General features: G+C 72.2%; 18 protein-coding genes. 7 read left to right on the top strand and 11 right to left on the bottom strand.

Annotation, left to right across the window (positions count from 1 at the left end; all coding sequences use genetic code 11):
- Positions 1–180 precede the first annotated feature (180 nt).
- From NYF13_RS31820 to ffh, 4 genes are all read right to left on the bottom strand, one after another.
- On the bottom strand, positions 181–978 hold the full coding sequence (locus tag NYF13_RS31820) for a lysostaphin resistance A-like protein (RefSeq protein ID WP_396287784.1): 798 nt from the start codon (positions 976–978) through the stop codon (positions 181–183).
- An 88-nt stretch (positions 979–1,066) separates the two neighbouring features.
- Positions 1,067–1,816, bottom strand: coding sequence for a CPBP family intramembrane glutamic endopeptidase (locus tag NYF13_RS31825; protein WP_315661628.1), 750 nt, complete (start codon positions 1,814–1,816; stop codon positions 1,067–1,069).
- Between the two features lie 46 nt (positions 1,817–1,862).
- A complete protein-coding gene (locus NYF13_RS31830) occupies positions 1,863–2,936 on the bottom strand; it encodes an amidohydrolase family protein (protein ID WP_315661629.1) in 1,074 nt (357 codons plus the stop codon).
- Between the two features lies 1 nt (position 2,937).
- Positions 2,938–4,485 carry a signal recognition particle protein gene (ffh, locus tag NYF13_RS31835; protein WP_315661630.1) on the bottom strand — a complete coding sequence of 516 codons (1,548 nt, stop codon included), beginning with the start codon at positions 4,483–4,485 and terminating at the stop codon, positions 2,938–2,940.
- Between the two features lie 219 nt (positions 4,486–4,704).
- On the opposite strand from ffh, the gene NYF13_RS31840 reads away from it, so the two are divergent.
- Together NYF13_RS31840 and NYF13_RS31845 are read left to right on the top strand one after the other, a co-directional pair.
- The gene (locus tag NYF13_RS31840) at positions 4,705–6,498 is read left to right on the top strand and encodes an ABC transporter ATP-binding protein (RefSeq protein ID WP_315661631.1); all 1,794 of its coding nucleotides are present in this window, start codon (positions 4,705–4,707) and stop codon (positions 6,496–6,498) included.
- A 9-nt stretch (positions 6,499–6,507) separates the two neighbouring features.
- Positions 6,508–6,960: a MarR family transcriptional regulator gene (locus NYF13_RS31845; protein ID WP_315661632.1), complete on the top strand. Its 453-nt coding sequence runs from the start codon at positions 6,508–6,510 to the stop codon at positions 6,958–6,960.
- A gap of 555 nt (positions 6,961–7,515) precedes the next feature.
- Here the strand turns inward: NYF13_RS31845 and NYF13_RS31850 are convergent.
- The 7 genes from NYF13_RS31850 to NYF13_RS31880 form a co-directional block, all read right to left on the bottom strand.
- A complete protein-coding gene (locus tag NYF13_RS31850) occupies positions 7,516–8,376 on the bottom strand; it encodes a Ku protein (protein ID WP_315661633.1) in 861 nt (286 codons plus the stop codon).
- Positions 8,377–8,428: 52 nt separating this feature from the next.
- Positions 8,429–8,797: a hypothetical protein gene (locus NYF13_RS31855; RefSeq protein ID WP_315661634.1), complete on the bottom strand. Its 369-nt coding sequence runs from the start codon at positions 8,795–8,797 to the stop codon at positions 8,429–8,431.
- A 100-nt stretch (positions 8,798–8,897) separates the two neighbouring features.
- Positions 8,898–9,248, bottom strand: coding sequence for a DUF3558 family protein (locus tag NYF13_RS31860; RefSeq protein WP_315661635.1), 351 nt, complete (start codon positions 9,246–9,248; stop codon positions 8,898–8,900).
- 56 nt (positions 9,249–9,304) lie between these two features.
- Positions 9,305–9,571: a hypothetical protein gene (locus tag NYF13_RS31865; protein WP_315661636.1), complete on the bottom strand. Its 267-nt coding sequence runs from the start codon at positions 9,569–9,571 to the stop codon at positions 9,305–9,307.
- Positions 9,572–9,597: 26 nt separating this feature from the next.
- Complete coding sequence (locus tag NYF13_RS31870) at positions 9,598–11,913, bottom strand: [protein-PII] uridylyltransferase (RefSeq protein ID WP_315661637.1); 2,316 nt, start codon at positions 11,911–11,913, stop codon at positions 9,598–9,600.
- 10 nt (positions 11,914–11,923) lie between these two features.
- Positions 11,924–12,262, bottom strand: a complete 339-nt coding sequence (locus NYF13_RS31875) for a P-II family nitrogen regulator (RefSeq protein WP_315661638.1) — start codon at positions 12,260–12,262, stop codon at positions 11,924–11,926.
- Positions 12,259–13,644, bottom strand: a complete 1,386-nt coding sequence (locus NYF13_RS31880) for an ammonium transporter (RefSeq protein WP_315661639.1) — start codon at positions 13,642–13,644, stop codon at positions 12,259–12,261. Before NYF13_RS31880 ends, NYF13_RS31875 begins: the two co-directional genes overlap by 4 nt.
- Positions 13,645–13,817: 173 nt before the next feature.
- Between NYF13_RS31880 and NYF13_RS31885 the strand changes: the two genes are divergently transcribed.
- The 5 genes from NYF13_RS31885 (at position 13,818) to NYF13_RS31905 (ending at position 17,372) form a co-directional block, all read left to right on the top strand.
- Positions 13,818–14,672 carry a putative RNA methyltransferase gene (locus NYF13_RS31885; RefSeq protein WP_315661640.1) on the top strand — a complete coding sequence of 285 codons (855 nt, stop codon included), beginning with the start codon at positions 13,818–13,820 and terminating at the stop codon, positions 14,670–14,672.
- Positions 14,669–15,256 carry a (2Fe-2S)-binding protein gene (locus tag NYF13_RS31890; protein WP_315661641.1) on the top strand — a complete coding sequence of 196 codons (588 nt, stop codon included), beginning with the start codon at positions 14,669–14,671 and terminating at the stop codon, positions 15,254–15,256. The genes NYF13_RS31885 and NYF13_RS31890 overlap by 4 nt, the downstream gene beginning before the upstream one ends.
- A gap of 128 nt (positions 15,257–15,384) precedes the next feature.
- Entirely contained in the window at positions 15,385–16,671 is a 1,287-nt protein-coding gene (locus tag NYF13_RS31895) for an O-acetylhomoserine aminocarboxypropyltransferase/cysteine synthase family protein (RefSeq protein WP_315661642.1), read from the top strand.
- Positions 16,668–17,159, top strand: coding sequence for a CoA-binding protein (locus tag NYF13_RS31900; RefSeq protein WP_315661643.1), 492 nt, complete (start codon positions 16,668–16,670; stop codon positions 17,157–17,159). The genes NYF13_RS31895 and NYF13_RS31900 overlap by 4 nt, the downstream gene beginning before the upstream one ends.
- Before the next feature lie 36 nt (positions 17,160–17,195).
- Positions 17,196–17,372, top strand: a complete 177-nt coding sequence (locus NYF13_RS31905; protein ID WP_315661644.1) for a hypothetical protein — start codon at positions 17,196–17,198, stop codon at positions 17,370–17,372.
- The last annotated feature ends 17 nt before the right edge of the window (positions 17,373–17,389 follow it).

Consider the following 17,389-nt stretch of genomic DNA (forward strand, 5'->3'; position numbering starts at 1 on the left):
GGTGTGGGTACTCCTCAGTTCTCTCTGGTGCGAGTGTGGGCGCACGACAGCCGAGTGGGGACACGGCCGCGGGCATCCTGATCTGGAGCTCCCGTGCGGTGAGAGGGTCCGACGGAAGCAGGCAAGCGAACATTCTGCCAGACGGCCGCACCGGGCCCGCACACAGGCCGGGCTACCGGCTCAGAACGAGGACACCCCGAGCGCGCCGAGCAGGATCGTGACCGCGGGCAGGAAGTTGTTCACCGCGTGGGCCACGACACTGCCCGCGAGCCGCCCGGTGACCAGCCGGGCCAGCCCGATCGGCACGGCGATGACCAGCAGGAGCGTGGTCCGCAGCGGTTCGAGGTGACCGGCCGCGAACACCGCCGTGGACAGCACGAACGCGGCGATCCGGCCGAAGCGCTCGCTGCGCCACCGCAGCCGCTCCACCGCGCCCCAGAGCAGCCCGCGGTAGATGATCTCCTCGCAGATCGGGCCGGCCAGCCACAGGTAGACGAACATCACCACGGCCGCGGGCACCGACATCTTGCGGTCGTCGATCAGCGCGCTGATCGCCGAGGTCGCGTCGGCGTCGCCCACCAGCTCGGTCCAGACGTACGCGCCCAGCGAGGTCAGCACCAGCCCGAGCAGGCCGAACTTCAGGCCGGTCTTCACGTCCGCCCACCGCCAGCGCAGCCGCAGGTCGATCACCGGGCCGTTGCCGCGCACGCGGGTGGCCAGCACGGCGACGCCGGCGGCGATCATGGCCGGCAGCATGGTGCCGAGCAGGACGGTCCGGATGGGCAGCGGCCGGCCCGGGGCGGGATCGCCGACGAGCACGCTGACGAACGCGGCCGAGGCCAGCAGCACGGCCTCGACGAGCAGGAAGGCGCCGAACCCCCAGCGGTGCGGCGGGAACTCGCACGGCCGGCCCACCGGTTCGGGGGCGGCCTCCGGCGCGGTGCCCGGAAGTGGTTCCCGTGGCTGGGAAGTCGTCACGCCGGCCCTCCGGTGATCGCTCGGCTCACCGTCCGAGCCTAGCCGCCGGGAAGACTTCGCACAGTACGCGGACGGTCACCGCCGATCATCACGGCCCGGCGAACAGCAGCACGGCGGGCGGCAGGTTGTTGGCGGCGTGGGCGATCACGCTCGCCCCGACCCGGCCGGAGTGGTGCCGGGCCAGGCCCAGCACCAGGCCCTGGCCGAACAGCGCGATCGTGCGCGTGGCCTCGCCGTGCACCTGCGCGAACACCAGCGCGGTCAGCACCAGCACCACCCACGACGGGATGCGGTAGGCCGACAGCGCGTTCCACAGCGCGCCCCGGAACAGCAGTTCCTCGGTCAACGGCGCAGCCAGGACCACGATCAGCGCGGCCGGCACGAGCCAGGCCGGACCGGCGTCGGCGTTGCCCGAGAGGTTCGAGAGGTCCGAGAGGTCGGAGAGGTCCGACAGGGGGCTGTCGGAGACCTCGTCCGCCCCGTAGACGGCGATCACCGCCAGGTTCAGCCCGTAGCCGACGACCAGTGCGAGCGCGCCGAAGGCCAGGCCGATCCGCACGTCGCGCCAGGTGGGCACCAGCCCGAAGTCGCGGCTGAGCCCTTCGCCGTGGCGCAAAGAGCCCAGCAGCGGGCCGAGGCCCAGCATCAGGTTGGGCAGGAAGGCCAGCAGGAGCAGCGGCCCGGCCGGCAGCTCAAGCGGGTCGAGCTCACCGGTCTGGCGGTTCAGCGCGACCGTGGTGACCAGCGTGACGAGGTGGTAGCCGGCGACCCCGGCGAAGAACGCGGCGAAACCCCAGTGAGCGCCCAGCACCCGTCTGCCACCGTCGTCGTGAGCCACGGGGCCCCACGCTAAAGCCTTGGCGCGGCAAGGAAAACAGCGGGGGTCAGGCGAAGACCGTGCCGCCGAGGACGATGTGCGCCGGGTGGCGCAGCACGGCCAGGTCCACCCGCGGATCGGCCGGGTAGACGATCAGGTCGGCCGGGGCGCCGTCGGCGACGCCGGGGTGGCCGAGCCAGGCGCGGGCCGCCCAGGAGGCGGCGGCCAGCGCCTGCTCCCGGCTCATCCCGGCGCGGTGCAGGGCCTCGACCTCGTCGGCGATCCGGCCGTGGGCCACCATGCCGCCGGCGTCGGTCCCGGCGAACACGCGCACCCCGGCTTCGACGGCCGTGGACACCATCTCGCCGACGCCCGCGTGCAGGGCCCGCATGTGCGCCGCGTACACCGGGTACTTCGCGGCCTGGTCGGCGATGCCGGGGAAGTTCTCGATGTTGATCAGCGTGGGCACCAGCGCGACCTCGCGCCGCGCCAGCTCCTCGAGCTGATCCGGGTTCAGCGCGGTGCCGTGCTCCAGGCAGTCGATCCCGGCGCCGATCAGCCCGGGCAGCGCGGCCTCGCCGAACACGTGCGCGGTGACGCGCGCGCCCAGCCCGTGCGCGATCCCGATGGCCTCGGCCAGCACGTCGTCCGGCCACAACGGGGCGAGGTCGCCGGTGCCGCGGTCGATCCAGTCGCCGACCAGCTTCACCCAGCCGTCGCCGTCGCGGGCCTGTTCGGCCACGGCCCCGGGCAGCAGCGCCGGGTCCTCCAGCTCGATGGCGAAGCCCGGCAGGTACCGCCTCGGCCGCGCCAGGTGCCGTCCGCAGCGGATGATCGTGGGCAGGTCGGCGCGGGCCTGCAGCGGCCGGACGTCGAGCGGCAGCCCGCAGTCGCGGATCAGCAGGGTGCCCGTGTCACGGTCGGTCTCGGCCTGCTCGGCCGCCTCGTCCACCCCGGTCGGGCCGTGGGGTCCGAGCCCGGGGTGGCAGTGGGCGTCGACCAGGCCGGGAAGGATGAAGCCTTCCCCCGCCAGCGTCTCGGCGCCGGGCACCGGGGTGAACGAGATCCGGCCGTCTTCGATCCACAACTCCCGCGGCTCGCCGTCGGGCAGTACGGTGCCGCGCAGGTGCAGCGCGCCCACCTCAGGTGTTCTTGGGGTTCTTCGGCAGCTTGAACTTCGTCGGGTCGAAGCCCGGCACGTCGTTCATCCCGCCGAGCTGGGAGAGGTCCGGCAGGCTCCCGCCCGGCGGCATCGGCATCCCGCCCGGGGGCAGCATCGGCATCCCGCCGGGCAGCCCGCCACGGACCTTGGGCTGGGTGGGACCGCGCCCGCCCTTGCCCTTCTTCCCCTTCTTGCCCTTGCGCGTCTTGCCGGCGCCGCCGAAGCCGAACCGGCCGGCCATCTGCGCCATCATCTTGCGCGCCTCGAAGAACCGGTTGACCAGGTCGTTGACCTCGCGGACGGAGACGCCCGAGCCGTTCGCGATGCGCAGCCGGCGGGAGCCGTTGATGATCTTCGGGTCGTCGCGCTCGGCCGGGGTCATGCCGCGGATGATCGCCTGCAGCTTGTCCAGGTGCTTGTCGTCGACCTGGGCGAGCTGGTCCTTCATCTGACCGGCGCCGGGCAGCATGCCCAGCAGGTTGCCGATCGGGCCCATCTTGCGGACCGCGAGCATCTGCTCCAGGAAGTCCTCCAGGGTCAGCTGCCCGCTGGACAGCTTCTCCGCGGCCTTCTCGGCCTGCTCCTGGTCGAAGTGCTGCTCGGCCTGCTCGATCAGGGTCAGTACGTCACCCATGCCGAGGATGCGCGAGGCCATCCGGTCGGGGTGGAAGGTGTCGAAGTCTTCGAGCTTCTCGCCGTTGGAGGCGAACAGGATGGGCTGGCCGGTGACCTCGCGCACGCTCAGCGCGGCCCCACCGCGGGCGTCGCCGTCGAGCTTGGTCAGCACCACGCCGGTGAACCCGACGCCGTCGCGGAACGCCTCGGCCGTGGTCACCGCGTCCTGGCCGATCATGGCGTCGACCACGAACAGGACCTCATCGGGCGAGACCGCGTCCCGGATGTCGGCGGCCTGCTTCATCAGCTCTTCGTCGACGCCGAGCCGGCCCGCGGTGTCGACCACCACGATGTCGTGCTGGGCGTGCTTGGCCTCTTCGATGGCGCGGCGGGCCACGTCCACCGGGTCGCCTACGCCGTTGCCCGGCTCCGGTGCGAAGGTGACGACGCCGGCGCGCTCGCCGACCACCTGCAGCTGGGTGACGGCGTTCGGGCGCTGGAGGTCGCAGGCGACCAGCAGCGGCGCGTGGCCCTGCTTCTTCAGCCACATCGCCAGCTTGCCGGCCAGCGTGGTCTTGCCGGCGCCCTGGAGGCCGGCGAGCATGATCACCGTCGGCGGGTTCTTGGCCAGGTTCAGCCGGCGCGTCTCGCCGCCGAGGATGCCCACGAGCTCCTCGTTGACGATCTTGATCACCTGCTGGGCCGGGTTCAGCGCCTGCGAGACCTCGGCGCCCTTGGCCCGCTCCTTGATCCGGGCGATGAACTCCTTGACCACCGGCAGCGCGACGTCCGCCTCCAGCAGCGCGATGCGGATCTCGCGCGCGGTGGCGTCGATGTCGGCGTCGGACAGCCTGCCCTTGCGCGAAAGCGTCTGCAGGGCAGAGGTGAGCCGATCGGAGAGGGTGTCGAACACGGGTGTGCACGCTCCAGCTGGGTCGTCGTGGCGTACCGGACCCGCCCGTGGCGGGCCCCGGCAACCTCCGAGGGTAGCCGCTGCCGCTGGTCGGCCTCGCGGGCCCGCGAACCTTCTCCGGAAGGTTACTACGCATATGCTTATCATCTGCAAAGCACAACTCGTTCTGTAGCCGAAAAATAGCTCGACTTGACGCTCGAAATCGTTAAACATAAGCGTATGAAAATCTCCGCGACACGGCGTCCGGACCTCGCCGAACCAGCCTCCGACGCCGACGAGCACGTGCCGTTCAGCCGCATCGCCGCGCTGTTCCGGCCGCATCGCGGGCCGATGGCCGCGCTGTTCGCCCTGCTGGTCCTCCAAGCCGGGCTCGGCGTGGTCTCGCCCTTCCTGGTCCGCGCGATCCTCGACGACGGGCTGCCGCACCGGGACACGCTGCTGATCAGCGTGCTGGCGGCCGGCATGATCACCGCCTCGCTGGGCAGCGGGGCGCTCGGCGTGGCGACCACCGGCCTGTCCAACACGATCGGGCAGCGGGTGATGAACGAACTGCGCGTCGCGGTCTACGAGCGGCTGCAGCGGATGTCGCTGGGCTTCTTCACCCGGACGAAGACCGGCGAGGTGCTGTCCCGGGTGTTCAACGACATCGGCGGCGTCGACAACGTGATCACCACGACCGCCGGGACCGTGGTCCAGAACGGCACCACCGCCGTCGCGATCGCCGTCGCGCTGCTGGTGATGGACTGGCAACTGGCCCTGCTCGCGCTGGTCGTGGTGCCGCTGTTCCTGCTGTTCACGCTGCGGCTGGGCACCAGGCGGCGGGCGCTGGCCCGCGGCCGGACCCGGCGGATGGCCCGGCTGACCACGCTGGTCGAGGAGTCGCTTTCGGTCACCGGCGTGCTGCTGGCCAAGACGATGGGCAACGAGCGGGACGGGCGGGACCGCTTCGCCGCCGAGTCGAAGGAGATCGCGGCGCTGGAGCGCAGCGCCGCGCTGGCCGGGCGCTGGCAGCGGGCTTCGCGGACGATGAGCCTGACCATCATCCCCGCGCTGGTCTACTGGATCGCCGGGCTGGCCCTGGCCGGTGGCGCGGCGCCGTTCTCGCTCGGCACCGTGGTCGCGTTCACCAGCATGATGAACCGGCTGCTCGGGCCGGCCACCGCGATGCAGTCGGTGGGGCAGGACGTGGCGACGTCCAAGGCGCTATTCGGGCGGATCTTCGAGGTGCTGGACCTGCCGGTGGAGATCGGCGACCGGCCGGGCGCGCGGGAGCTGGAAGTGGGCGGGGGCAGCATCGCCACGCGCGGGGTTTCCTTCCGCTACGAGGAGGGCGGGCCGTGGGTCCTGCGTGACATCGACCTCGAAGTGCCGGCCGGGACGACCACGGCGCTGGTCGGGTCCACCGGCTCGGGCAAGACCACGCTGGCGTACCTGGTGGCGCGGCTCTACGAAGTGACCGAGGGTGCGGTGACCGTGAACGGCACCGACGTCCGCGACGTCACGCTGGCTTCGCTGGCCAGGGGCGTCGGGCTGGTATCTCAGGAGACCTACCTGTTCCACGCTTCGGTGCGGGAGAACCTGCGCTTCGCGAAGCCGGACGCCACCGACGAAGAGCTGGAGCAGGCGGCGAAGGCCGCGCACATCCACGACACGCTCGCGGCGCTGCCGGAGGGCTACGACACCGTCGTCGGACAGCGTGGCTACCGGTTCTCCGGCGGGGAGAAGCAGCGGGTGGCGATCGCGCGGATCCTGCTGCGCAACCCGCCCGTGCTCATCCTCGACGAGGCCACGAGCGCGCTGGACAACCGTACGGAACGCTCCGTGCAGGCGGAGCTGGACCGGCTCGCCACCGGGCGCACCACGCTGACCATCGCCCACCGGCTGTCCACAGTGGAGCGGGCTGACCAGATCGTGGTGCTGGACGCGGGCCGGGTCGTCGAGCGCGGCACCCACCCGCAACTGCTGGCCGCCGACGGCCGGTACGCCCGGCTGGTGCGGGGGAAAACCGCCTAGGGTGACGGTATGACTGAACCCGACGCCCCCGCCCGCGCCGACGAACTGGCGGCGCTGGCGCGCGTGGTCCGCGACGGGGTCGGCCGGCTCAACTGGCGGATGCGCGCCGAGTCCGGCGCGCCTTCGCCCGGCCCGATGGTGCTGGCCGTGCTGTCGCGCCTCTACCGCGGGGGGACGCACACGCCGGGCGAGCTGGCCGAGGCGGAGCGGATCCACCCGCAGTCCCTCACGCGGGTGCTGGCCTCGCTGACCTCGCGGGAACTCATCACCCGGACCCCGGACCCCTCGGACGGGCGGCGCTCGCTGATCGACATCACCGCCGCCGGGAAGGCCCTGCTGCGGGAGTATTCGGTGCGGCGGGAGCAGTGGCTGGCCACGGCGATGGACCGGGCGCTGAGCCCCACCGAACAACAACTCCTGCGGCTGGCCGCGGACCTGATGGCGCGGGTGGCCGAGGTCTGAGCCGAGAGGCCGCTGCGGAGCGGACGGTTCGCGCGGCCGAGTCGCGGCGGTGGAGACCAGCCGCGCGGAAAATCGGTGGCGAGGTGGTTCCGGGGCCGGCGCCCTCGACCGGCCCCGGACCACAACGCGGGTCAGCCGCGCCTCACCCGCGTTTTCCCAGTCTGCCCGGTGCCCGGGGCCCGCCGTCAGCGTGAACTCACCCGGGACGAAGGGGGGAAACTACTCAAGCCGACCGGGGTAAACGTTGGCGCACAGGGAAAACCGGGACCCCGGGAGCGCGGCCCCTCCCCGGGCCGGTCCCGGGGACCCGTCCGGCCCCCAGGGGTTCCGGGACGCGGCCGCTCCCCACGGCCGGCCCCGGAACCTGGGCGGAGGGACTCACCTCCCCGGGAGTCCTCCGCCGCGTGCACACCGGCGAGAGCCCGCTTCGCCGAACCCCCGGTGCCGGGCGAGTGGGCTTCTGCCGCGTGTTGGGGTGAAGCCTGCCGGAGGCCGGCTCGTGGGGGCAGCGTGAAGACCCCCAACCTGGGCTACGTAGAACTACTCAAGCACTGCTCAAGCACTGCTCATGCCGCGCTTCGACGCGGCTTTGCGCGCTGCCGCCCTGGCCCGCGAGGCGATCGCCGCGGCCGCGCGGGCGGTGTCGACCGGCGCCAGGTCTGCCTCGACTGTCCTCTGCTGCAGGGCCATCAGCAACCGGGTCACGCCCTCGTCCTGCTCGCGCCCGGTCGGTCGTTCGACGTCGCCGCCCTCGGCCTTCGCACGGATCAGCGCTTCGAGTGCTTCGCGGTGCTCATCGGTGTAAGACGCCAGGTCCGCGCTCAGCTCTTCGATCAGGTTCACCGCGCGTCGCAGCTCGCTGCGGCGAAGGTCGACGTCGTCGTGAAGGAAAGCGAAGTCGGGTTGGCGGACCTCGTCGGGCCACAGCAACGTCTGCAACACGATCGTCTGATCCCGCACGCGCAGCGCGGCCAGCGTGTCGAGGCGCCGGAGCGCGACTTTCACCACGGCCATGCGTTGCGTCTCGAGCAGCGCCGACGCCAGCAGTACGTACGGCTTCGTGCCGGCGGGCTCGGGCTCCAGGTAGTAGCTCTTCGCGAAGCACGCGGGGTCGACGTCGGCGGCCGGCACGAAGCCGCGGACGTCGATGGTGTCAGCCGGGGGTGCGGGCAGCCGCGCGAAATCCTCTTCGGTGAGCACCGCGACGTCACCGCCCGGCAGCGGGTAACCCTTGACGATCTCGGCGTCCGGCACCTCGGCGCCGTCGACCTCGCACACCCGCCGCACCCGGACCCGTCCGCCGTCCGGCTCGTGCACTTGGTGCAGCGGAACCGAATGCTCCCCGGTGGCGCTGTACGCCTTCACCGGAATGGCGTAGTCCCCGAAGCCGATCGTGCCCTTCCACACCGCGCGCATCGCGACACCTCCGCAGCTCCCAGGCTAGGCAACGACCGCGGGACGGCGACAGCTACAAACGGGTGTCCGGCCCCGCGGATTCGCTCACACATTCGAACGAGGGCTCGGCTTCGGCCAGGGCCTCGGCCGAACAGCCCACGGCGCACGCCGCCGCCTGGAGCACCTCGGTGACCACCTCGACGTCCACCGAAGGCGCCGCGGCCAGCGCGCCGCTGCGGGCGTCCACCCGCCCGGCGAGCCCGGCCAGCGCGTGCGCGAGGGCGTGCTGCCCGGCCACCAGCTGGGTCACGACCTCGGAGAGCTCCGCGAGCGTGGCGGCCTGCCCGTCACTGCGCAACGACCCGGCCAGCTCCTCGGCACAGGACCGCAAATGCGCCGCGACCACCGTCGGCGGCAGCGAAAGCCCCGGGAGACCCGACACCGCTCACCCTGCCCTCCGCACAGCTGCTCCGGACCCGCGCCATATTGCCACCGGCGTCGGCCGCTGCGAGCACGACACCCCGAACGTGTGAAAGCGGGCCTCAGCCGGTGCCCTTGAGGTGAGTGATCACCGCCTCGCCGACCTTCCGCGCGATCGGGCAGGGATCGGACTTGTGGGGTCCGACCGTGAGACTGGTGACGACGGAATAGGCGAGCTGATCGGTGAGGCCGACCCACAAGGTGCAGCTACCCGAAGCCCGTCCGTCCTGGGTATCGGCGAACACCCCGGGGTAGCCGTCGACCGTGACCGGTTGGAAGTAGGCCTGCCTCGACTTCTGGCTGTAGATGTCGCTGATGCCACCCTTGTTCTCGGGCACAGCCCCGGCGTTCACCCGGTTCTGCGCGGTGGCCGAGGAATTCCAGCCGCACAACTTCGGTGCACCGTCGGTCACGCGGCGACGCCCGTCAGCGCCACACGACGGCAAGACTGGAACAGAAACGTAGGCACTCAGGCTCCTCCGGATTCGGCGGCGGTGTCGCGGGCTTCCTGCTCGGCGACGGTGATCTTGTTCTTCGCGGCGTTCAGCGCGGTGATGAAGTTGCCGATGTAGTCGACCATTCGCTGGTGCTGGTCCAGCAAGGTCTGTCCGGGCGGGTTCGCGCCCTGGTCGATGAAGTGGTCGCCGGTAGACGGTTCACAGTCCCCTCGATGCTTCGGCTCGCCACCCCAATGCGGCGGGACCAGCAGGGCGAAGACTAGCCCAATACGACCCACCCCACTCCGGGGCGAAGCGTCCCCGGTCAAGAAGAGGCGTCCAGTACCGCTTCCTCCACCCGATTACGCCAAGCCGCGTCGATCCGGCCCGATCGGGGGGTCACCGCGAAGGAGTCGACCACCGCGCCGCCCAGGGTGGCGACCTTGGCCCAGCGGACTTCGGCCTCGCAGCGGCGGAAGGCGCCCGCCACGCGGAACAGCAGGCCGATGCGGTCCGCAGCGCGCAGTTCCAGGACCACGGTCTCCGAGCCGCTCGTCTCGTCGTCGAACCACAGGACCTTCGGGGAGACCGCCGGGGCGGACGGGGACGAGTAGTCGCGCTCCTTGGCGGCCAGGCGCTGGGTCAGGGGCAGGGTGCCGGCCACCGCGCGGGCGAACTGCTCGCGCAGCAGGGCCGGGTCCGGCAGCGAGCCGAACTTCGGGGACGCCGTGAACACGCCCGCCCAGCCACCGTCGTGACCGCGCAGGAGCGCCGCGTGCACCTCCAGGGAGTTCAGGGCCAGCACGCCCGCGGCGGGGGCCAGCAGTTCCGCGCGGGCGGGCACGGCCAGGACCACCGTGACGACCTTGCCGTGCGCGGTGATGCGGACCTCGCCCGTGCCCGAGCGCACCGCCGCGGCCACCAGCTCGCGCTGCTCGGCGTCCATCGGCTCGGGGGCGGTGAAACCCTTGCCGCGCACCGCCTCTTCGCAGCCCGAGACCAGCTCCGCGAGCAGCCGGGCCTTCCAGTCCGTCCACACGCCCGGGCCGGTGGCCAGCGAATCCGCCCGGGTCAGCGCGTGCAGCAGTTCGAGCAGCACCACGCTGGGGCCGAGGGTCTTCACCACCCGGGACACCGTGGCCGGGTCGCCGATGTCGCGCCGGGTCGCGGTGTGCGGCAGCAGCAGGTGGTGGCGCACCATGGCCGAGACCGTGGCCACGTCCTCGTCCGGCAGGCCGAGGCGCTTCGCGACCTGGGCGGAGATCTTCGCGCCCAGCTCGGAGTGGTCGGCGTCACGGCCCTTGCCGATGTCGTGCAGCAGCGCGCCGATCAGCAGCAGGTCCGGCCGCGCCACGGTGGTGGTCAGCTTCGAGGCCTCGACGCACGCCTGCACCAGGTGCCGGTCCACCGTCCACTGGTGCGCCGGCGAGCGCGGCGGCAGGTCCCGCACCGCGCCCCACTCCGGGAACAGCCGCGCCCACAGCCCGGTCCGATCCAGCGCCTCCACGGCGTCGACCAGGCCCTCGCCCGAGCCCAGCAGCTCCACCAGCGCGTTCAGCGCGTCCGGCGGCCACGGCGCGCGCAGTTCGGGCGCCGATTCCGCCAGCGCGCGCAGCGTGCCTTGCGCGATCGGGTTCCGGGTCCGCGCCGAGGCGGCCGCGACCCGCAGCAGCAGCGCCGGGTCCTTGGCCGGCACGACGTCGCGCGCCAGTGAGACCTCCGAACCGTGCAGCACCACGCCTTCGGCCAGCGGCGTGCGCGCGGGACGACGGCCGAACCGGGTCCGCGGTGGCTCCACAGTGGACCGCAGGGCCACGTCGACCGCGTACGCGATCGTCCGTCCCGCTCCGGAAATCCTGCGCGCCAACGTGAAACGATCACCGAAGCCCAGCTCGGACGCGACCAGCCCGGCTTCCGGCGCGCTGAGGATGTCGCGCTCGCGCCGCAGCTCCCGCCGCAGTTCGGTGCGGACGTCGAGCAGCAGGGCCCGGGCCTCCAGCAGCTCCTCGCCCGGCCGGGCCGTCAACTGCGCGGCCGCGAGGGCTTGCAGCACGGCGAAGTCCCGCAGCCCGCCCCGCCCGTGCTTCAGGTCGGGCTCGGCCGACTGCGCGATCTCACCGCTGCGGCACCACCGTCCGCGCACGGATTCGGCCAGCTCGTCCAGCCGCTTGCGCGCGGTCCGCCGCCACTGGTCGCGCGCGGCGGACGCCAGCCGCCCGGCCAGCTCGGCGTCACCGGCGAGGGGCCGGGCGTCGAGCAGGCCGAGCGCGGTGCGCAGGTCCTCGGAGGCCACCTTCAGGGCCTCGCCGGGCGTGCGCACCGAATGGTCCAGCCCCACCTTCGCGTCCCACAGCGGGTACCAGAGCGCGTCGGCGATCTCGCCGACCCGCGAGTTCCCGTTGTGCACGAGCACGAGGTCCAGATCGGAGAACGGCACCAGCTCCCGGCGACCGAGTCCGCCCACGGCGACCAGCGCGACCCCCGGCTCCGCGGTGTCGACACCGGCCGCTGAAGCCCCTTTCCCGAGCCAGAACTCGTAGAGGTCGACCAGGGCCGCCCGCAGCGCGGACGCCCCCAGCCGGCCGTGCCTGCCTTCGAGCAGCCGGACGGTGGCCTGGGCGAGCTCGCCCCCGTGTGACATCTGCTCGCGCCTACAGCGCGTCCGTGCCGCGCTCGCCGGTGCGGACCCGGATCACGGTCTCGACCGGGGTCACCCACACCTTGCCGTCGCCGATCTTGCCGGTGTGCGCGGCGGTGGTGATCGCGTCCAGCACCTTCTCCACGCCCCCGTCGTCGGTCACCACCTCGATCTTGAGCTTGGCCACGAAGTCCACCGAGTACTCGGCCCCGCGGTAGACCTCGGTGTGGCCCTTCTGCCGGCCGTAGCCCTGCACCTCGGTGACCGTCATGCCGAGCACGCCCAGCTGCTCCAGCGAGGAGCGGACGTCGTCGAGCGTGAACGGCTTGACGATCGCGGTGATCAGCTTCATGCCTTCGTCTCCTCGAGTTTCGTGCCCGCGCCGCCCAGCGCGGTCTTCGTCGGGATACCCGAACCGGTGCCGAAGCCCCCGCCCATCCCGCTGAAGTCGTAGGCGCTCTCCGCGTGCTGCGCTTCGTCGATGCCGGTGACCTCGTCCTCGGTGCTGACCCGGAACCCGCCGGCCTTCTTGATCGCGAAGCCGATGATCAGGGTGAGGACGAACGAGTAGGCGAGCACCGCGAGCGCGGCGAGGGCCTGGATGCCCAGCTGGGCGAACCCGCCGCCGTAGAACAGGCCGTCGGCCCCGGCGGAGTTGACGCCGGTGGTGGCGAAGAAGCCGATCAGGATGGTACCGACCAGACCGCCGACCAGGTGGACGCCCACCACGTCGAGCGAGTCGTCGAAGCCGAAGCGGAACTTGAGCGAGACGGCCAGCGCGCACAGCACCCCGGCGATCAGGCCGATCGCGATGGCACCGAGCGGGCTCACGAAACCACACGCCGGGGTGATGGCCACCAGCCCGGCGACGGCGCCCGAGGCGGCGCCCAGCGTGGTCGGCTTGCCGAACTTGAGCTGCTCCACCACGAGCCAGCCGAGCACGGCGGCGGCGGTGGCGACGGTGGTGTTGGTGAACGCGACCGCGGCCAGGTCGTTCGCGGCCAGCGCGGAGCCGGCGTTGAAGCCGTACCAGCCGAACCACAGCAGGCTGGCGCCGAGCAGCACGAAGGGCACGTTGTGCGGGCGGCCGGTGTCCTTCGGCCAGCCCTTGCGCTTGCCGAGCACGATGGCCAGCGCCAGGCCGGCCGCGCCGGCGTTGATGTGGACCGCGGTGCCACCGGCGAAGTCGAGCGCCTTGAGCTTGTTGGCGATCCAGCCGCCGGCCGCGTCCGGGCCCATGAAGCCGTCGAACGAGAACACCCAGTGCGCCACCGGGAAGTACACGACGGCGACCCAGATCACCACGAACAGGGTCCAGCCCCAGAACTTCGCGCGGTCGGCGATCGCCCCGGAGATCAGCGCCGGGGTGATGATCGCGAACATCAGCTGGAACATGGCGAAGGCCAGCACCGGCAGCGCGTCCGGACCCGGCCACGGGACCGCGGGCGGGCCGGACGCGGCCAGCCCGGCCAGCTTGCCGACGGTGCCGGACAGACCGGCCAGGTCGAAGTTGCCGACCAGTCCGCCGAAGGCGTCGTCGCCGAAGGCCATGGAGAAGCCGAAGAGGACCCAAAGCACCCCCACGACGGCCAGCGCGATGAAGTTCATCATCAGCATGTTCAAAACGCTCTTCGCGCGGACCATCCCGCCGTAGAAGAACGCCAGTCCCGGTGTCATGAGCATGACCAGCGCGGCGCTGGCCAGTACCCATGCGGTGTCTCCTGCGTTCAGCACATCGTCCTCCCGTGCCCTGGGTTGCTGCCCGGGAAGTTTTGGTCTCCGGTGTTTCACCGGGCGGCGGGGGAGGTTTCCCCCGCGTGAACTGTCGGCCCGGACTTGTTACGGCCAGGTTTCCGGCTCCCCGGGCCCCGGTGTCCGGTTGCGAAACGTCGTGGTCGAATAGCCCCATGACCCCAGCCCCCCCCGGAAATGACCCACTGCCGCCCCGGGTCGTGCGCGCCCTGCGGTGCTCGGTGTGCGGTCACCCGGTCGAGCCGGCCGGACGCACGCTGCGGTGCGGTGCGGGTCACTCGTTCGACCTGGCCAAGCAGGGTTACGTGAACCTGCTCCACGCGCGCATCCCCGCCGGTACCGCGGACACCGCGCCGATGGTCGAAGCGCGGGCCGCGTTCCTCTCCTCCGGTGCCTACGCGCCGCTGGAGGAGGAGCTTTCCCGGGTGGTCTCGGGGGCTTCCGGGCTCATCGTCGACGCGGGCGCCGGACCGGGTCATTACCTCTCCCGCGTGCTCGACGCGGCGCCCGGGGCGGACGGCCTCGCCCTGGACGTCTCGGCCATCGCCCTGCGCCGGGCCGCGCGGGCGCACCCACGGCTCGGCGCGGTCGTGTGGAACCTGTGGGAGCCGTGGCCGGTGGGCGACGGCGTCGCTTCGGTGGTCCTCGACGTCTTCTCCCCGCGCAACCCCGCCGAGTTCCACCGGGTGCTCGAACCCGGTGGACGGCTGGTGGTCGCCGCGCCGCTGCCCGGGCACCTGGCCGAACTGGGCGGCCTGGTGCTGTCGGTGGACGAGCGCAAGGAGCAACGGCTGGAAACCGCGCTCGGGGACCGCTTCACCCGCGTCGGCCGGGCCGACGTGGTGCGCACCGCGCCGTTCACCGCCCGGCAGGTGCACGACGTGGTCGCCATGGGCCCGGCCGGGTTCCACCTCGACCGCGACGGCCGCCGCTCCCGTCTGCTCGCCGCCGAGGGCCGCGACGTGACGCTCGCTGTCGGCGTCAGCGTGTGGCGTAGGAAGGACACGTGACCTCCGCTTCACTGCTGGCTGACGCTTCATGGGTGCGCGCCCACGTCGACGGCGCGGCGAAGCTGTACGGCCGCGCGCGGGCCGAAGTGCTCGGCACGATCTGGTGGTACTCGCTGTCCTCGGTGCTGGTGGCGCCGACGGTGGAATCCCTCGAAGGTGTCGTGATGGACCCGTCGCTGGAGGCGGTGGAGCTGGATCTGGCGCCGGACGGCCGATTCCTCGCGGCCCGCTCGCTACGGACGCTTCAGGGCCCGCTCGGCGAAGCACTCGCAGGTTCGCTCGGCCCGGCCATCGCGACGATCGCTTCGGTCACCGGCGCGAACCCCCGCGCGTTGGGCGCCATCGCCACGGACTCCATCGCGAACCGGCTGTTGTGGGCTTCGGCGCCGGAACGCGCGGAGGAGCTTGTGGCCTCCATCGGGCTGCGCCTGCCGAAACCTCGTTACGTGACTGTCGGGCGGACGCTCGCGGTGAAGCGCACTTCGTGTTGCCTGATCTACGAAGCAGGCAACACGAAGTGCGTCAGCTGTCCACGCCAGAAGCCCGCGGAGCGCGAAGCCCGTCTCCGCGCGGCTCTGGGGTGAAGCGGGCCCGGTTGGCCGTGGGGGTCGCCGATGCGGGCGAGCGGTTGCCGGTGGGCGGACTTCCCGTCCGGCGACCACCGGCCGGGAGGGATGGCTCCGCACCGGCCGCGTGGGTAGCGTGACCACCGATGAGCGAACGCACCTGGGGCTTCCGCACCCGTGCCCTGCACGCCGGCGGCACGCCCGACTCCGCGACCGGCGCCCGGGCCGTGCCGATCTACCAGACCACCAGTTTCGTGTTCGAGGACGCGGCCGACGCCGCCGGCCTGTTCGCGCTGCAGAAGTACGGCAACGTCTACAGCCGGATCGGGAACCCGACCGTGGCCGCGTTCGAGGAGCGCATCGCCAGCCTGGAGGGCGCGATCGGCGGGGTCGCGACGGCCAGCGGGATGGCCGCGGAATTCCTGACCTTCAGCGCGCTCACCGAGGCGGGCGACCACATCGTTTCGGCCGGCGGGCTGTACGGCGGCACCGTCACGCAGCTCACCGGCACGCTCGCGCGGTTCGGCGTCGAGACCAGCTTCGTGCGCGGCGGTGTGGCGGCCTACGCCGCCGCCGTCACGGACCGGACCCGCCTGATCTACACCGAGGTGATCGGCAACCCGAGCGGGGAGATCGCCGACCTCGCCGCGCTGGCCGAACTCGCCCATTCGCACGGCATCCCGCTGGTGGTCGACGCGACACTGGCCACGCCGTACCTCTGCCGCCCGATCGAACACGGCGCGGACATCGTGCTGCACTCGGCCACCAAGTTCCTCGGCGGGCACGGCACCACGCTCGGCGGCGTGGTCGTCGAGGCCGGCACCTTCGACTGGGGCAACGGCAACTTCCCGCGGATGACCGAGACCGTCGACAGCTACGGCGGCCTCAAGTACTGGGAGAACTTCGGCGAGTACGCGTTCTGTACGCGGCTTCGCGCGGAGCAATTGCGAGACATCGGCGCGGTGCTTTCGCCGCATTCGGCGTTCCTGCTGCTCCAGGGCGTCGAGACGCTCGCGCAGCGGATGGAAGCGCACGTGGCGAACGCGCACGCCGTCGCGGCGTACCTTCAGGCCGACCCGCGCGTGACCTGGGTCGGGTACGCCGGGCTGCCGGATCACCCGCAGCACGAGCTGGCCGCGAAGTACCTGCCCGCGGGTCCGGGCGCGGTGTTCTCCTTCGGGGTGAAGGGTGGCCGCGCGGCCGGGGAGAAGCTCGTGGAGTCGGTGGAGCTGCTCTCGCACCTGGCCAACGTCGGGGACGCGCGCTCGCTGGTCATCCACCCGGCGTCCACCACCCACGCCCAGCTCTCGGACGAGCAGCTCGCGGCGGCCGGGGCGGGCCCGGAGCTGGTCCGGCTCTCGGTCGGGCTGGAGGACGTCGAGGACATCCTGTGGGACCTGGACCAGGCGCTGGAGCAGGCGGTGACGGCATGACGCGCGAGGCCGTCCCGGGGGAAAGCAGTGCGGTGGACCGCCGGCGGATCCTCGGCCGGACGCGCTCGGTGACGGTCGTGGGCGCCTCGGCGAACCCGGCGCGGCCGAGCTACTTCGTGGCGGCCTACCTGCTCTCGTCCACGCGGTACGAGGTCCATTTCGTCAACCCGCGCCTCGACACCCTGCTGGGCCGCCCGGTGCACCCCTCGCTCGAGGACGTGCCGGGCGGGATCGACCTGGTCAGCGTGTTCCGCAGGCACGACGACCTGCCCTCGGTGGCCGAGGAGGCGATCGAGGCCGGCGCCCGCACCCTGTGGCTGCAGCTCGGCCTCCGGCACGAGCCAGCCGCCGCCCGCGCCCGCGAGGCCGGGCTGGACGTGGTGATGGACCGGTGCGTGAAGATCGAGCACGCCCGGTTCGCCGGCGGGCTGCACCTGGCGGGCTTCGACACCGGCGTGATCAGCTCACGGCGCCAGTCGGCCCCGTGAGCGCGCCGCGGGCCGGGGCCGTGAGAGGCTGGCGGGATGGCTAAACCCTCCGGGCTGCAGATCAGGAACATCGTCGCCGCCGTACTGATGGCGGCGGCGTTCGTGTGGAACCTGGTGATCGGCGGGCCGTGGTGGGTCACCGCGATCGTCGGGGTGGCCTGCCTGCTGTCCTCGTTCTCGGCCTACCTCAACCGGCCCGGCGCCCGGCCGTGAGTCGGCCCGCCCCTCGG

Source organism: Amycolatopsis sp. PS_44_ISF1 (assembly GCF_032335455.1).
In the GTDB taxonomy this organism is placed as follows: domain Bacteria; phylum Actinomycetota; class Actinomycetes; order Mycobacteriales; family Pseudonocardiaceae; genus Amycolatopsis.